Source organism: Rheinheimera pleomorphica (assembly GCF_011634895.1).
In the GTDB taxonomy this organism is placed as follows: domain Bacteria; phylum Pseudomonadota; class Gammaproteobacteria; order Enterobacterales; family Alteromonadaceae; genus Alishewanella; species Alishewanella pleomorphica.
Map to the genome: position 1 here is coordinate 85,923 of NZ_SIRR01000031.1, position 15,256 is coordinate 101,178.

The window sequence follows — 15,256 nt, forward strand, 5'->3', positions numbered from 1 at the left end:
TAACCGCAAACGGGTCAAAATTTAACCAGCACGACCTGTTTCTTGCCACGCTTTCAGGTATAATCCGCCGACTTTTTTTAGGCTAAGCCGACGTTAAGAGACACTATGACAGTACAAACCTTTGATCCCAGCCAGACCACAACCTTAGACACCGCCGGTAAAACCTTGAGCCAACAGGCAAAAACTGCTAGCGGCCAAGGTAATACCATCGGCTTTGTCAGCCTTGGCTGCCCGAAAAACCTGGTGGATTCAGAGCGTATTCTTACCCAGCTTAAAAGCGAAGGTTACAACATAGTGCCAACTTACGATGACGCCGAGTTGGTAATAGTTAACACCTGCGGTTTTATCGACAGCGCGGTGCAGGAGTCATTACAAACCATCGGCGAAGCCTTAGCCGAAAACGGCAAAGTGATCGTGACCGGCTGCCTGGGTGCGCGCGAAGATGAAATCCGCGAAGTACACCCGGGTGTACTGGGCATTACCGGCCCGCACAGCTATGAAAACGTATTAAAACAGGTACATGAGTTTGTGCCTAAGCCCAAGTATGACCCTTTTACCATGCTGGTGCCGGATCACGGCGTGAAACTAACACCAAAGCATTATGCTTATTTAAAAATCTCTGAAGGCTGTAACCACCGCTGTACCTTCTGCATTATTCCGTCGATGCGGGGCGATTTAGTCAGCCGCCCGGTCGGTGAAGTGTTAGATGAAGCACAGCGCTTAAAAAACGCGGGTGTAAAAGAGCTGCTGATTATCTCGCAAGACACCAGCGCCTATGGCGTCGATGTAAAACACCGCACCGGTTTTTGGAATGGCCAGCCGGTAAAAACCTCAATGCAATCCTTGTGTGAAGCGCTGGGTGAGATGGGTATTTGGGTACGTCTGCATTATGTTTACCCCTACCCACATGTCGATGACATTATTCCGCTGATGGCACAGGGCAAGGTACTGCCGTATTTAGATATTCCATTTCAGCATGCCAGCCCGCGTATTTTAAAGCTGATGAAACGCCCGGGCCAGGCCGACCGAGTATTAGAGCGGATTAAAAAATGGCGAGAAATCTGCCCAGAGCTGACCATCCGCTCTACCTTTATTGTTGGCTTCCCCGGTGAAACCGAAGAAGATTTCCAGCTGCTGCTTGACTGGCTTAAAGAAGCCCAGCTCGACCGCGTCGGCTGCTTTAAATACAGCCCGGTAGAAGGCGCTAAGGCCAATGATTTACCCGATCCGGTGCCGGATGAGGTAATGGAAGAACGTTACCACCGCTTTATGCAAACCCAGCAGGCTATCAGCACTGCCCGCTTACAGGCGAAAATTGGCAAAACCATTAAAGTGCTGATTGACGAAGTAGACGACGAAGGCGCCATTGGCCGAAGCTTTGCCGACGCGCCGGAAATTGACGGCGCGGTGTATTTAAACGGTTTAACCAAGGTTAAAGCGGGCGATATAATCGACGCCGTGGTAGAAGAAGCCGACGAATACGACTTATGGGCATCGGTGGCCGAATAACCGCAGGCCTTTAAACAACCGCAGCAGGTGGCTTAGGCCGCCTGTTTTTTTATTGGCATTACAGCGGCAAAGCGGTGGCAGCAGCAGGCCATAACCGCCGCAACTGGCGGTGAAACAGGCCAGCATCACCGCTGCTGTAAAAGCAGTCTGCTTTGCCAACTGCCCCGCTGTTTAGCAGCTGCATTTGTGCCAAGCGGTGCTGCAGCTGTTTTGCCACCGCCATTTCAGTGCGCACTATGTTGATGCCAGGCCCGGCAACATCGGCGATAACATCGGCAATAAAGTTGTAATGCGTGCAGCCCAGCACCAGGGTATCGGCGCCCTGTGCCAGCAGCGGCTGAGTATAGCCAGCTACCAGCTCGCGCATCACTGCACTATCTAGCTCCAGCGCCTCTATCATTGGCACCAGCTGCGGACAAGGTTGCAGCAATACCCGGGCCTTACCCGCATAGCGCTGGCTTAAACTGGCAAAGGCTGGTGTTAACAAAGTGCGCGGCGTAGCCAGCACCCCTACTACGCCGGTTGTACTGGCCAGTACCGCCGGTTTTACGCCAGGCTCTACGCCGATAATTGGCAGCGAATATTGCGCTCTTAACTCTTTAATCGCCGCCGTGGTTGCCGTGTTGCACGCCACCACTATCGCCTTTACACCGCAGGCCAGCAAATGCCGGGTAATCGCTTGCATACGCTGATAAGTATCGCTATCGGTTTTTTCACCATAAGGTGCATAGCCGGTATCGGCGAAATAGTACAAGCTTTCTGCCGGTAATAACTGACGAATAGCCCACGCCACCGACAGTCCACCAACGCCTGAGTCAAATACGCCTATCGATTGGTGTTGGTGCAATAAAGGCTCCGTGTGCACAGCGCTGTAATCTCTAAGGTGGGGGCAATTGTAATGCGCAACATTGTGCCACAGCCAGTTAAACCTTAGCTGACTGCACAGCACTTTAGTTTCAGAAATGTCTTCGCCAACGTGTTATACGTTTTGCCTGGCAAGCTCGTAAGCCTCATGTAATTCAAGTAACTTTTCTGAAATGCGTTTTTCTCGGTTTTCTGTTCTGACACCATCGTTGATATCTGCCGAATACCCTTTGATAAAGGTCGGTGGCAGATGAGCGCTTTTACGCTCGAAACTAAAGACCCCTATCCCCTGAAACGTAGAATAATCGATGTGTGAATCACATGTATAGGTGTAGGTGAGAACGCCATTGCGCTCATTAATTGATGCCGCAATAGATGTCCATTGAGCATACGTTGAACCATCTGAATTGAAGGCTTCACCACGGATAGTAAGGGATGACATAGTTTGCTCAAAAAACTCTACCGTAATCTTTTCCTCATTTTGGCTATTAATAAATCTTCCTACCCAAGTGCCGTTCAAATAAGTCGGCCCCAGTAGATGTCTTTTAAGCCAATTCCAGTTACATGCGATGCCATTCATAACCTTTGCAAATAACCCATATAGCCCGAACGCCGAAAGAACACTCACCAGAGGTTTCAAGTACATTGAGCTATCGCCCACACCATCAATAATCGGAACTAATTCTGAAATAATAAAATACATAACCATGATTGTTAATGTCGTTACATATGAATGGAACTTATGCTCTGGAGTCATGACTTTCCTTGCGTAGAACGCCTAAATTTAGCGCGGAAAGTCGCGCAGCGGGTTGACGTCGCAGGCAGCGCTTTTAGCTGACGATAATAATTACTTGTTAGCGGCGCGTAATTTAAGTCTTTTTTGTGGTTAAGCAATTATGCATAATCAGGACCCTTTTAGATCATGTTGGCTCGGCGCGATGTCCTACCTACCAGACCAAGCAGGCAGCCCTAACTGCCTGTTTCTTAATAGACCTGACCATACTCTTTTTCGTATTCAGACTTCAGGTAACCAAGAATACCTTCAAGCCGGTCTATATCCTCTGATATCTCAGCAGCTTCATCTTCATCTACGCTATCCAGATCTATGCTTAAGTTTGACGCCAAACGTTGCTCAAGCGCTTCTATAACTAAACGCCAGTCACCCTTGATCATCGGTATTGCCAAACCATCTAACTTAGCCATTTAAAATCTCCTGCGGTGTTAGTTTTACACATTTAGACATATCCCCTCCAAGCTCCTGCAACAGCCCGATGTACTTCATCAATGGCATATCAGTTTCCGGTGCAATCATAAAATGCCCTGTTTTGGTTGGTGTTCTATCATGCACTATCTTCAAGCCAGCAGGAATCGGAATGCCCTTTTTTATCATCCATACGTTTTTTCCTTGGCGTTTCATACCTGTAGTGATGTGATCAAACGTAGAGAACCCATTACCATTAGCCTTGACGTAAGCTATACCAGCACGCTCGTACGTAACAATATCTTTTAACGCCCGACTTTCGCTAAAACCGGGTGATACAGAATTACCACTGCGATACAGCGGCCGTTGTAGCTCTTCAAAATTTTCAATATAAAGCAGCTCGAAACTGATCACGTGAAACCTCCTTTGCCAGTGAACACCCCTCACTTTAACCTAAAAAAAACATTTAATTAAACCTAAATATACACAAAACACCAAAAGAAACAATTGCTATGGATTTCATAGAAATAATTAAATTAGGTAAATTGGTGCTGTCCAGCGCGGTAGTTTTACTCTGTGACCCAACTTTGATAGCTTAAATTTGAGTGGCAGAAATTTGGTGATCCAAACAAAATTAAGTTGCATAACTGCTTTTGACGCATAAAGATCGTTTCCGACGCTATTCACCCAACAGGATAAAACCAGGCGTTTAGTATTAGGCCGTCTTGTACCTCATACACCACCATTACGTCATACGGTTGCTCGGTCATGCCATATACCCTTTCGTGGTCGATAACCTTATTACCTACAACCATACGCTGCAGTACTTCGGCGCGCAGCGCGGCTATGCTAAAGCGTTCGGTTTTATAAAAGGCTTCCAGTGCAGCGCGGCCTTTTAAAGAAGGCTGCGTTGCCGGCATACGGTAAATAGCAATATCGTTGTGGTAGCAACTGATAAAGGCGGCGAGATCTTTAGCATTGTACGCATCCAACTGACGCTGTACCGGGGCAGTATTATCAGTCATGTTGCTTAAACGCTATGCCAAAACGCTTAGCTAATTGCTGCAGGCTTTTGTCTTGTGTCCAAAGTGTTGTGCCCGGAGTTAATAAGGTGGCACAAAGCAATATCATATCAACCGAACAGCAACCTTGATTGTAGAGTCGCTCGCGTTCAATAAAATCAGCAACTTCCTGTAAGGCCGGCTGCTGAGCCTGACGTAACAACCGCAACGCTGCTAATGTTCGCTGGCGGGGTGCCGGTGGTGTACCACATGCCAGCTCTAATACGATAAGCGGATGAGTTAAAACCAGATCAGCCTGTAGTAACTCTACCAGCACCAAATTGTGCTGCCGAAAATGACTAACCCAAACAGAAGTGTCGACTAATACGCTCATGCCCCGGCAGGCTCAGCACGGCGCCGTTTAGGTTGTTGCATATCGGGGGCGGTACCGCCCAGTGCTGCCAGTCGACGGGCGGCTTGCACCCGAATATAGGTTTTTATCGCCTCACGAAACAACTCAGCTTTATCCATATCCGGTTCAGCCAACGCCAGCGCTTGTTGATATAACTCATCGTCAATGGTTACTGTGGTACGCATATCGACCTCAACATCAGATAAAGCATAAGTATGCATCAAAACTGGCATCTTCACCATGAAATACTGGCGGCTACTCGCGAACCGTCAACGTGCAGCGCAAACAACCAGCCATGGCGCTCACACAGCCGTTGCACGATTCCCAAGCCCAGGCCATAACCATGAGATGACGCCCCGCCCGACTGGTGCTGGTGAGCTGGGTTGCTGCTAAGCTGTAACGCGCCCTTTGCACACAGTATTAACCCCGATACTTGTCTCAATTGCCTGCCCATCTTGCTCTCCTTCAACCATCCGCTGTGTTTGCTTGATGCAACACTGCCAGGTTAGCAAAGCCAACGTGACTAAAATGTCGCTGCCCCATCAAAGTTATATCAGCACCGGGATACCGGCTAAGCCAGGCAAGCTTTGCTTACCCTTTGCTAAAGTCGGCACTGTAGCGCTGCTTTGACGCTAAGCGAAAAATTTTGCACTGCAGGATAATTTTTTTTCGGGCAAATCGATTTAAAATCCTGTATATTGTCGCACTATTTTCAAACCCCAAGCTTATAGAGATGACTATGGCAGCTGATTTATCGTTATACAGAAACATTGGTATCTTCGCTCACGTTGATGCCGGTAAAACCACAACTACCGAACGTATTTTGAAACTGACCGGTAAGATCCATAAATTAGGTGAAGTTCACGAAGGTGAATCGACTACTGACTTTATGGAGCAGGAAGCAGAGCGTGGTATTACTATTCAGTCAGCAGCCGTAAGCTGTTACTGGAAAGGTTACCGTTTCAACGTTATCGATACCCCGGGTCACGTTGACTTCACGGTTGAAGTATACCGTTCACTGAAAGTACTGGATGGCGGTATCGGCGTATTCTGTGGCTCTGGCGGTGTTGAACCTCAGTCAGAAACCAACTGGCGTTATGCGAACGACGCTGAAGTATCACGTCTGATTTTCGTAAACAAATTAGACCGTATCGGTGCTGATTTCATCCGCGTAACCGAACAGGTTAAAAAAGTGCTGGGCGCTAACCCATTGATCATGACGCTGCCAATCGGCCGCGAAGACACCTTTACCGGTGTGGTTGATCTGTTAACCAAACAAGCTTACGTGTGGGATGATTCTGGCCAGCCAGAAAACTACACTGTCACCGACGTACCAGCTGATATGGCTGATGACGTTGAAATGTACCGTCAGCAACTGATCGAAACTGCCGTTGAGCAAGACGACGACCTGTTAATGGCCTACATGGAAGGTGAAGAGCCTTCAATTGAAGATATCAAGCGTTGTATCCGTAAAGGTTGCCGCGACCTGGCATTCTTCCCAACGTACTGTGGTTCTGCCTTTAAAAACAAAGGTATGCAATTACTGTTAGACGCTGTTGTTGATTACTTACCGTCACCAACTGAAGTTATTCCACAGCCACTGACTGACGAAGAAGGTAACGAGACTGGCCAGCACGCTATCGTGTCACCAGATGAGCCGTTCCGCGCGTTAGCGTTCAAGATCATGGATGACCGTTTCGGCGCCCTGACCTTCGTACGTATATACTCTGGTGTACTGAACAAGGGTGATACCATCCTGAACTCGTTCACTGGTAAAACCGAGCGTATCGGCCGTATGGTTGAAATGCACGCTAATGACCGTACTGACCTGACCACAGCGCAGGCTGGTGACATCATTGCCATCGTCGGTATGAAAAACAACACCCAGACCGGTCACACCCTGTGTGATCCTAAGCACCCTTGCACACTGGAACCAATGGTATTCCCAGAGCCGGTAATCTCTATCTCTGTTACGCCAAAAGATAAAGGTTCAGTGGAGAAGATGGGTATTGCTATCGGTAAGATGGTCTCTGAAGATCCAACTTTCCGTGTTGAAACTGACGTTGACTCAGGTGAAACCATCCTTAAAGGTATGGGTGAATTACACCTGGATATCAAAGTAGATATCTTAAAGCGTACTTACGGTGTTGAGTTAGTAGTAGGCCAGCCTCAGGTTGCTTACCGCGAAACCATTACCCGTGAAGTTGAAGACAGCTACACCCACAAGAAGCAGTCTGGTGGTTCGGGTCAGTTCGGTAAAATCGACTACCGTATTCGTCCGGGCGAGCAGAACTCTGGCTTTAAGTTCACCTCTACCGTTGTTGGTGGTAGCGTACCAAAAGAGTTCTTCCCGGCTATCGAAAAAGGCTTCGAGTCTATGATGGCAACCGGTCCTCTGGCTGGCTTCCCGGTACTGGACGTTGAAGTTGAACTGTTCGACGGTGGCTTCCACGCGGTTGACTCATCTGCTATCGCGTTCGAAATCGCCGCTAAAGGTGCTTTCCGTCAATCTATGCCTAAAGCAGGTCCACAGCTGCTTGAGCCAATCATGAAAGTGGACGTGTTCACGCCGGAAGATCACGTAGGTGATGTTATCGGCGACTTAAACCGTCGTCGTGGCATGATCTCTGGCCAGGAAGCTGGTGTGACTGGCGTACGTATTAAAGCTGACGTACCACTTTCAGAAATGTTTGGTTATATCTCTACCCTGCGTACTATGACATCAGGCCGTGGTCAGTTCTCTATGGAGTTCTCACACTACGCGCCTTGTCCTACTAACGTAGCGGATGCGGTAATTGCCAAAGAAAAAGAAAAGAAAGCCGCTAAAAACTAAGTTCTAGCTGCTAGAAAAAGCCCCGCCGGTAACACAGCGGGGCTTTTTTATTGCCTAAAAATGTTTGAATTTACCGCACTGGATACCACCGCTTGATCCCCATCATAGTTTTCCCCCGCTACACTGTTAGGCTAATGCCCAATATAGCCGTTTAAGATAGCCCGGAGTTTTTATGCGCGTTGATACCGCAGAGCAAGCGCTTTGTGTTTTACAGGATAACGATACGATTTGGTGCCATTCGATGGCCGCTACCCCTTACTTTTTACTACAGGCACTGGCCAAGGTGGCGCTTGAACGGCGCAACCTGACGTTATTACAGCTGCATACAGAGCACAGCGAGATACTTTGCGACGAAGCGCTTAGCGGCCATTTGCGGCAACGCTGTTTTTTTGTTGGCAGTAGCACCCGCGCTGCGGTGCAATGCGGCCAGGCCGATTATGTGCCGATATTTTTATCAGAGGTGCCCAAGCTGTTTCGCAGCCAGGAGCAAGCGCTGGACGCGGTACTGGTGCAGGTCAGCGCGCCGGACGCGCATGGCTTTTGCAGCCTGGGCGTCTCAGTAGAGGCCACCCGTGCTGCGCTGCAGGTAGCGAAAAAAGTGATCGCCTGGGTTAACCCGCAAATGCCACGCACCCACGGTGATTCTTTTGTGCATATCAGCCAGTTTGACCGTTATGTCGAACATAGCAGCGCTATGCCACTGCACAGGGCTGCAAAACAGGATGATATTACCCGGCAAATTGGCCGTCATGTGGCCAGCCTTATTCGCGATGGTGACTGTCTGCAAATGGGTATAGGCGCTATTCCGGATGCAACGCTAAGTTGCCTGACAGATCGAAAAGATTTGGGTATACACACCGAGATGTTTTCTGACGGCGTGCTGCCGTTGATAGAGCAAGGCGTTATTACCAACCAGAATAAACGCAAACATCGCGGCAAAATTGTCACCACCTTCGCTATGGGTAGCCCAAAGCTGTATGACTTTATACATGACAATCCGCAGGTGGTCTTTTTGGATGTAGAGTACACCAATGACACCGCTGTGATCCGGCAAAACCCGCAAGTGGTGGCCATTAACAGTGCATTGCAGGTTGATTTAACCGGCCAGGTTTGCGCCGACTCACTGGGCACAAAAATTTATTCCGGTGTTGGCGGTCAAATGGACTTCGTTCGCGGCGCAGCCTTATCGGAAGGTGGCCGCGCCATTATCGCCCTGCCCGCCACGGCCGCCGCTGGCACCGTGTCGCGCATCAGCTCCATGCTCAGCCCCGGCGCCGGCGTGGTCACCACCCGCGCTCATGTGCAGTATATTGTCACCGAATACGGCATAGCGAACCTGCGCGGTAAAAGCCTGACTGAACGGGCGCAAGCGCTGATTAACATTGCGGCGCCACAATTTCGCGCCGCGTTAACCGAGCAGGCCCGCACCGACTGGGGCCTGGCGCTGTAACGGCTAAGGTTAGGGCTCAATGAATACCGGGTATTTCAGGTACTGTTGGTCATAAAACGGCATTTGGCGGTAAAACCAGTTATAACGCTCACGCGGGTTGTTTCTCAGCTGTTCATCCTTTGCCAGTGCTTGCTCAAACTGTTGCTGCAACGCTGGCTGCTGCGCCAGCATACGGGCAATTAACGGCTCTATGGCATAGGGCTCAAAATACTCGGTACGTTCAAACATGCCCGGGAAAAAGCCCCAGCTAAAGAAGGAATCCGGTGCCGTCGGTTCCAGCAGAGCTACCGCCAGCCGTCCCAACGGTTGATCGGTACTGACCCTAACCCAACCTGCACTCAGGCTGCGGCTTTGCACCGCCGCATCAAAGCTGGCGTCAGTGAGCATAAGCCGGCTTTCAAACGGCTTGTCAGCAAAACGATAGTCGCTAACACTGAGCTGTCGCAGACTGATTTTCTGCGGCTTGTCTAATACACTTATTGCAATGCCGTGCAGCTTAAGCCGCTGTATGACAAGCTGTTGCTCTGGCGGTATCCAGTAGGCTTGCGGTATGGCAACCTCTTTATCAGCTACCTTGTCCCAATATACCGGCAGTTGCGGGTATAGCTTTGGTTGACCGGTCCAGGCGACGTAGCTGTCGCCGCTGATCGCAGATTGGCGCAGCTCGTAACTGATACCTTTAAAATCGATAACATCGGCCTGCTCCGCCGCTTTAAAGCTTAATGTCATTCGCTTTGGCCGCGCCTGCATATCGGCCTGGCGAGCCAGTATCAGCGCTTTGCCCTGCTCATTTAACAGTTTCAGGCTTTGCTGCAACAACACATAGGTGCCCAGCACCCGCTGCCGGTACGGCTTTAAGCTGTGGTTTTCTACCAGAACTGTTGGTAAGTGGCGCACATCACCATAGCCATTGGAAAAACGCGGGCTGGCCGTCCAACCGCTTAAGCCTTTGCTAAAATCTTTATTATCCACACCAAACACCAGCGGACCGGGAATATGGCCAGCTTGCTCCAGCGCCGTGTTAACCGCCGGGCGATACACCTTAGCCAGCCAACTGGCCGAATTTACGCTGATAGCGGCAAAGGGCTCGTTAAAGCCATAGGTAACATCATACTGGTAATCTTCACCATCGGTAACATGCACATCAATGTATAAGTCGGGCTGATACTGATTAATCACGCCCAGCAGCGCCTGCATTTCCGGCGCATCGGCCTTGGCGTAATCACGGTTCAAGTTTAAATTTTGTGCCGTGGCCCGCCAGCCTTGCTGCAGCGGGCCACGTTGATTCATGCGGTTATATAAAGCACGCCGTTCATGACCATCAGGCGATAAAATCGGAATAAATAACAGATCAGCATTGTCCAGCAGCGTCGCTTTACTGCCATGGGCAATATCGCGCAGTAACATCAGACCGGCGTCTTTACCGTCAATCTCGCCACTGTGGATACCCGCTTGCACCAGCAAAAGTGGCCGGGCCGGATTGTTGGCGATTTTATGCAATGCCTTACTGGCTTTAATCAAATACAACGCCCGGCCCTGCGGACTGACACCAAACTGCTCCAGTTGTAACCAATCAGAGCTGTCAACCAACGCCTGCATATAGGCCAACGTTGCTGCGTAATCCGGGCTGTCGGTGAGCCCAGTCAATTCGGCTGGAGTGACCCAGTTATCTGCACGGCCTTTTATCAGTGCCTCACTGCTACCCTGCCAGGCCGGTAACGGGGGTAACCAGTCTTCTGCGGCACTGGCCAAAGCCGAAGCCACAAGGCCGGCACAAAACATTGGAGCAACGAACAGTTTCATTGTGGTTCCTGTACGGTTTTAATGTTAAACATGCTGCAATACAGCACCGGTAAAAATACTAAGGTCAGCACGGTAGCAAAGCCTAAGCCAAACATAATGACCACAGCCAGACTGGCAAAAAAGTCATCCCCCAGCAGCGGCAGCATGCCTAAAATGGTGGTAATGGCCGCCATAGACACTGGCCTTACCCGGCTGACGGCACTGTCAAACACGGCGTTAAAAGCGTCCTTACCGTCTTCCAGTTCCAGCTTGATTTGCTCCACTAACACGATGCAGTTTTTGATTAACATGCCAGACAAACTTAAAAAGCCCAGCAGCGCAATAAAGCCGAACGGTGCACCAAGCAGTAATAAGCCAAAACTGACGCCGATAATCGCCAGCGGCACACACGCCCAGATCACTAAGGCACTGCGCATTGAGTTAAACAGCAATACCGTAATAATAAACATCATCAGATAGCCCAGCGGTAACGAGCTGAACAGCGCTTTTTGTGCCTTTTGCTGCGCTTCGAACTCCCCCCCCCAGTGCAGAAAATAACCGGTCGGCAAGGCGATGGCTTCAATATCTGCTTTTACTCTTGCCAATAGTGCAGAAGCCGTATCATCCGACAGGTTGTCATGATCGGCCATCACGGTAATGGTGCGTTTGCGGTCACGACGCTGGATTTGCGCATCTTCCCACACCAAATCAAAACCGGTGACCACCTGGGTTATCGGCACATAGCGCTGCAGTTTATTGCTGTAAACCTGTAAGTCGTAAAGCGCATCCAGGTTGTCGCGCTCGGCCAGTGGCGAGCGGGCAATTATGGGTAATAAATGAGTGCCATCGCGGTAAATACCGACAGTACGGCCAGACATACTGCTTAACAGCACCTCATCAATGTCCTGTTTGCTGATGCCGGCGCGGCGAGCCATGGCCTCGTTAAAGCGCGGCCGGATCACCTTAGTGCGCTCACGCCAGTTATCGCGGATACTGACCGCCCGGCCGTCGGCCAGCAGTATGGCTTTGGCCTGCTCTGCCAGGCGGCGCAGCACATCCGGATCCGCACCACTAAAACGGGCCTCTATTTTCGCCGGTGTTGATGGTCCCACTTCAAGCCGCAGCAGCTTATATTGCAAACGCGGCAGATGTTCGGTGATATAACTGCGGGTCAGTTGCATCAAAGCCGGCAGTTGTTCCCGCTGCTCGGCCCGCACGATTAACTGGCTGTAGGCAGCAAAGTTTTTCTCTGGCTGGTAGGTCAGCATAAAACGTTCAGCGCCGCGGCCGCTGGTGCTGGTAACATGGCTAACCCCTTCTAACGTGGCCAGATAATTCATCAACCGTACGGCGTCATCCGCTGAATGACGGATATCGGTGCCCTCAGGCTGCCATAGATCTACCAGAAAAATCGGCGTATTCGACGGTGGGAAAAACACCTGTTTTACCTTGGTAAAACCGACAACGGCCATGATCAATAGCAAAATGGTCAGCGCATAGGTTGCCGCGCGATAGCGCAACGCCAACATCAACACCGTACGATAAGCATTAAACAGCGCGCCCTGATATAGTGGTTGCTCAGCGTTGTTCTCCATCTGTACTTTGTCTTTAAACAACATACTGGCAAAAAAGGGTGTCAGCGTAATCGCCGTCACCCAGCTTAACAGCAAAGACACCAGCAGCACCCAGAACAGGCTACCGGCAAATTCACCGGTGGCATCACTGGACAAACCGATAGGCGCAAACGCCGCTATGGCGATAACCGTTGCGCCCAGCAGCGGCCATTGCGTTTGTTTGACAATTAAACTGGCCGCGTCCGCCAGCTTCAGCCGGCGCTGCATGCCGATTAAAATACCTTCAGTGATCACTATGGCATTGTCGACCAGCATGCCCAGCGCGATAATCAGCGCCCCCAGCGACACCCGCTGCAACTCAATATTCATCTGCCGCATAAAAATAAAGCTGCCCAGCACCGTCAGCAGCAAAATCAGGCCAATCAGCACACCGCTTTTCAACCCCATAAACAGCAGCAATACTACTATGACGATGGCTACGGCAGCGGCCAGATTAACAATAAACCCCCTGACGGAACCGGCCACTTCATCCGGCTGGTTATAGATAGTATGCAGTTCCATGCCCACCGGCTTGTTATATTCAAGCTCAGTTAAACGTTGTTGAATTTGCGCACCGGCCTCCACCACATTGACGCCAGATGAAAAAGATACGCCAAGCGTTAATGCATTCTGACCAGCAAAGCGGATCAACTGCGCCGGTACTTCGGCATTTTCACGATACACCCGGGCCACATCGCCCAGATAAATCAGCTCTTTTGAATCCGGACTGGAGATAATCAGGCTTTCCAGCTCCGACACCGACTGAAACTCGCCGGTAGGGTAAATGCGCAGCCGATCCGGTCCTACTTTAATTGAACCGGCATTGGCCACCATATTCTGGCTTTGCAATAAGGCCGATAAGGTTTGTGGCGCTATGCCAAGTGCACTGAGGCGCGGCCTGGAAATTTCAACGATCACCTGCTCCTGCTGTACACCACCAACCGCCACTTTACCGACACTGGGCACCAGCACTAATTCCCGCCGCAGAAAGTCAACATAGTCTCTGAGTTCATCATCACTGTAGCCATCACCGGTGACGGCATACAAGATACCGTACACATCACCAAAATCGTCTTTTACCTGCGGTGGCCGCACACCGGGCGGCAACTGCGGCTGTAGATCGTTGACTTTATGCCGCAATTCATCCCAGATTTGTTTTAACGCTTTGGCGCGGTAGGTATCTTTCATTTCCACCATCAGCTGCGACAAACCGGCAGTGGACACGGAGGTGACATGATTAACATACGGCAGTTGCTGAATGGCGTTTTCCAGTGGGTAGGTAACCTCCTCTTCCACCTGGGTAGGTGACGCGCCGGGATACTGGGTAATAATTAACGCTTGCTTCAGCGTAAACTGAGGATCTTCCAACCGCCCCAGACCGAGATAAGAGACAATGCCACCAAACAGCAAAATAGCCGCGAACAACCACGAAGAGGTGCGGTAGCGAATAAAATAACGGGCCAGATCCATGGTTACAGCCCCCGCTCACGCACCCAGGGCCTGACTTTCTGCCCCTCTGTTAATTGCTGTACCCCGGCACTGACCACCTGCTCCCCGGCGGCCAAGCCGGCAGTTACCGCTGCACCGGCACTGGTCAGGCTGCTAACACTGACCTGGCGCTTGCTGACACTGCCCGTATTGGCGTCATACACCCAGACAAAACTATGCTGTTGTGCCAGGCTCACATCTGCTGGCATAAAGATGGCACTGGCAGGAATAAATAACGCATCAGTGTACGCCGTACTTATTTTGCTGACCTCAGCAATAACATTGGCCGTCATGCCGGACAACACATTAAATTCGGTTGGTGTGGGCATGCTAAATACCACTTTAAAGCTATTGGTAGCAGGATCGGCCTGCGTATCCCACTCGCGGATACGGGCTCGATAGCGGTACTGCGGATGAGAGTCGAACACCACTTCGGGCTGATAATCAAAATCTTTACGCACGTTGGAGATCACATCTTCCGGCACCTGGATCACCACATCAACCTGATCGCGCACCTGCAATTCCATTATGCCCTGCTGCGCCGCGACATTTTCGTGGTTTTCAACCAGCAGACGGGAAATGTTGCCGGCAAAAGGCGCTTCCAGTCGGGTATAGCTCAGTGCGGTTTCGGCGGTAGATAAATCGGCTTGCGCTACCTGCAGCTGGGCTTTGGCTTCATCAAACACCGCTTGCGACACCAGCTTTTGCTCAATCAGCTGCTCGGCGCGGACAAACTGGGTGTGCGCCAGCTCAAAACGGGCCTTGGCCTGGTCAAGCTTCAACTTAAAATCAGTGTCATCCAGCCTGGCCAGCAGCTCACCTTTCTCGACCATTTGCCCCGGACGGGCAACTAATTGCACCAGCTTACCGCTAACACGAAACGTCAGGCTGGCGCGTTCTGTTGGCGCTACCACGGCCGGAAATTGCCTGACCGCGCCTTGCGCCTCAGCACTTACCTGATGCAACTTCACAGGTCGCACTGGTGACGGTAATGGCTCGGGTTCAACTTTAGAGCAGGCAGATAACGCAATAACAGCAGAAAAAACACTAAGCAATAATGGCGAGCAGCGTGACATAGGTATCATCCTGAAACGGTAACAAAA

At 50.6% G+C, this 15,256-nt stretch carries 13 protein-coding genes; 3 read left to right on the top strand and 10 right to left on the bottom strand.

Going from position 1 to position 15,256, the window contains the following annotated elements:
* Positions 1–105 precede the first annotated feature (105 nt).
* Positions 106–1,509, top strand: coding sequence for a 30S ribosomal protein S12 methylthiotransferase RimO (gene rimO, locus EYB30_RS16700; RefSeq protein WP_166840327.1), 1,404 nt, complete (start codon positions 106–108; stop codon positions 1,507–1,509).
* A 58-nt stretch (positions 1,510–1,567) separates the two neighbouring features.
* On the opposite strand, the gene murI is transcribed toward rimO, so the two are convergent.
* From murI to EYB30_RS16735, 7 genes are all read right to left on the bottom strand, one after another.
* Positions 1,568–2,356 carry a glutamate racemase gene (murI, locus tag EYB30_RS16705; RefSeq protein WP_166840329.1) on the bottom strand — a complete coding sequence of 263 codons (789 nt, stop codon included), beginning with the start codon at positions 2,354–2,356 and terminating at the stop codon, positions 1,568–1,570.
* Between the two features lie 132 nt (positions 2,357–2,488).
* Positions 2,489–3,130 carry a hypothetical protein gene (locus tag EYB30_RS16710; RefSeq protein ID WP_166840331.1) on the bottom strand — a complete coding sequence of 214 codons (642 nt, stop codon included), beginning with the start codon at positions 3,128–3,130 and terminating at the stop codon, positions 2,489–2,491.
* Positions 3,131–3,357: 227 nt separating this feature from the next.
* Entirely contained in the window at positions 3,358–3,576 is a 219-nt protein-coding gene (locus tag EYB30_RS16715) for a hypothetical protein (RefSeq protein ID WP_166840333.1), read from the bottom strand.
* A complete protein-coding gene (locus EYB30_RS16720) occupies positions 3,569–3,988 on the bottom strand; it encodes a Tse2 family ADP-ribosyltransferase toxin (protein ID WP_166840335.1) in 420 nt (139 codons plus the stop codon). The genes EYB30_RS16715 and EYB30_RS16720 overlap by 8 nt, the downstream gene beginning before the upstream one ends.
* 269 nt (positions 3,989–4,257) lie before the next feature.
* Positions 4,258–4,599 (bottom strand): nuclear transport factor 2 family protein, encoded by a 342-nt coding sequence (locus EYB30_RS16725; RefSeq protein WP_166840338.1) that lies wholly within the window; start codon positions 4,597–4,599, stop codon positions 4,258–4,260.
* A complete protein-coding gene (locus tag EYB30_RS16730; RefSeq protein WP_166840341.1) occupies positions 4,592–4,969 on the bottom strand; it encodes a type II toxin-antitoxin system VapC family toxin in 378 nt (125 codons plus the stop codon). The genes EYB30_RS16725 and EYB30_RS16730 overlap by 8 nt, the downstream gene beginning before the upstream one ends.
* A complete protein-coding gene (locus EYB30_RS16735) occupies positions 4,966–5,208 on the bottom strand; it encodes a type II toxin-antitoxin system VapB family antitoxin (RefSeq protein WP_206674677.1) in 243 nt (80 codons plus the stop codon). Before EYB30_RS16735 ends, EYB30_RS16730 begins: the two co-directional genes overlap by 4 nt.
* A 512-nt stretch (positions 5,209–5,720) precedes the next feature.
* On the opposite strand from EYB30_RS16735, the gene fusA reads away from it, so the two are divergent.
* Positions 5,721–7,820, top strand: a complete 2,100-nt coding sequence (gene fusA / locus EYB30_RS16740) for an elongation factor G (RefSeq protein WP_410200351.1) — start codon at positions 5,721–5,723, stop codon at positions 7,818–7,820.
* A gap of 172 nt (positions 7,821–7,992) precedes the next feature.
* Positions 7,993–9,270, top strand: a complete 1,278-nt coding sequence (locus tag EYB30_RS16745) for an acetyl-CoA hydrolase/transferase family protein (protein ID WP_166840349.1) — start codon at positions 7,993–7,995, stop codon at positions 9,268–9,270.
* A gap of 9 nt (positions 9,271–9,279) precedes the next feature.
* Here EYB30_RS16745 and EYB30_RS16750 read toward each other — a convergent pair whose 3' ends face one another.
* Genes EYB30_RS16750 through EYB30_RS16760 form a run of 3 tightly spaced genes read right to left on the bottom strand, consistent with a single transcriptional unit; the run spans position 9,280 to position 15,229 of the window.
* The gene (locus EYB30_RS16750; protein ID WP_166840352.1) at positions 9,280–11,073 is read right to left on the bottom strand and encodes a M14 family metallopeptidase; all 1,794 of its coding nucleotides are present in this window, start codon (positions 11,071–11,073) and stop codon (positions 9,280–9,282) included.
* Entirely contained in the window at positions 11,070–14,135 is a 3,066-nt protein-coding gene (locus EYB30_RS16755) for an efflux RND transporter permease subunit (protein ID WP_166840354.1), read from the bottom strand. Before EYB30_RS16755 ends, EYB30_RS16750 begins: the two co-directional genes overlap by 4 nt.
* Before the next feature lie 2 nt (positions 14,136–14,137).
* A complete protein-coding gene (locus EYB30_RS16760; protein ID WP_166840358.1) occupies positions 14,138–15,229 on the bottom strand; it encodes an efflux RND transporter periplasmic adaptor subunit in 1,092 nt (363 codons plus the stop codon).
* Positions 15,230–15,256: the final 27 nt, after the last annotated feature.

What these genes read in the sequence shown, in the direction of transcription:
- rimO (WP_166840327.1), top strand. Translation starts at nt 106, where the DNA reads ATGACAGTACAAACCTTTGATCCCAGCCAGACCACAACCTTAGACACC.
- EYB30_RS16710 (WP_166840331.1), bottom strand. Translation starts at nt 3,130, where the DNA reads ATGACTCCAGAGCATAAGTTCCATTCATATGTAACGACATTAACAATC.
- EYB30_RS16715 (WP_166840333.1), bottom strand. Translation starts at nt 3,576, where the DNA reads ATGGCTAAGTTAGATGGTTTGGCAATACCGATGATCAAGGGTGACTGG.
- EYB30_RS16725 (WP_166840338.1), bottom strand. Translation starts at nt 4,599, where the DNA reads ATGACTGATAATACTGCCCCGGTACAGCGTCAGTTGGATGCGTACAAT.
- EYB30_RS16730 (WP_166840341.1), bottom strand. Translation starts at nt 4,969, where the DNA reads ATGAGCGTATTAGTCGACACTTCTGTTTGGGTTAGTCATTTTCGGCAG.
- EYB30_RS16735 (WP_206674677.1), bottom strand. Translation starts at nt 5,208, where the DNA reads ATGCATACTTATGCTTTATCTGATGTTGAGGTCGATATGCGTACCACA.
- fusA (WP_410200351.1), top strand. Translation starts at nt 5,721, where the DNA reads ATGACTATGGCAGCTGATTTATCGTTATACAGAAACATTGGTATCTTC.
- EYB30_RS16745 (WP_166840349.1), top strand. Translation starts at nt 7,993, where the DNA reads ATGCGCGTTGATACCGCAGAGCAAGCGCTTTGTGTTTTACAGGATAAC.
- EYB30_RS16750 (WP_166840352.1), bottom strand. Translation starts at nt 11,073, where the DNA reads ATGAAACTGTTCGTTGCTCCAATGTTTTGTGCCGGCCTTGTGGCTTCG.
- EYB30_RS16755 (WP_166840354.1), bottom strand. Translation starts at nt 14,135, where the DNA reads ATGGATCTGGCCCGTTATTTTATTCGCTACCGCACCTCTTCGTGGTTG.
- EYB30_RS16760 (WP_166840358.1), bottom strand. Translation starts at nt 15,229, where the DNA reads ATGTCACGCTGCTCGCCATTATTGCTTAGTGTTTTTTCTGCTGTTATT.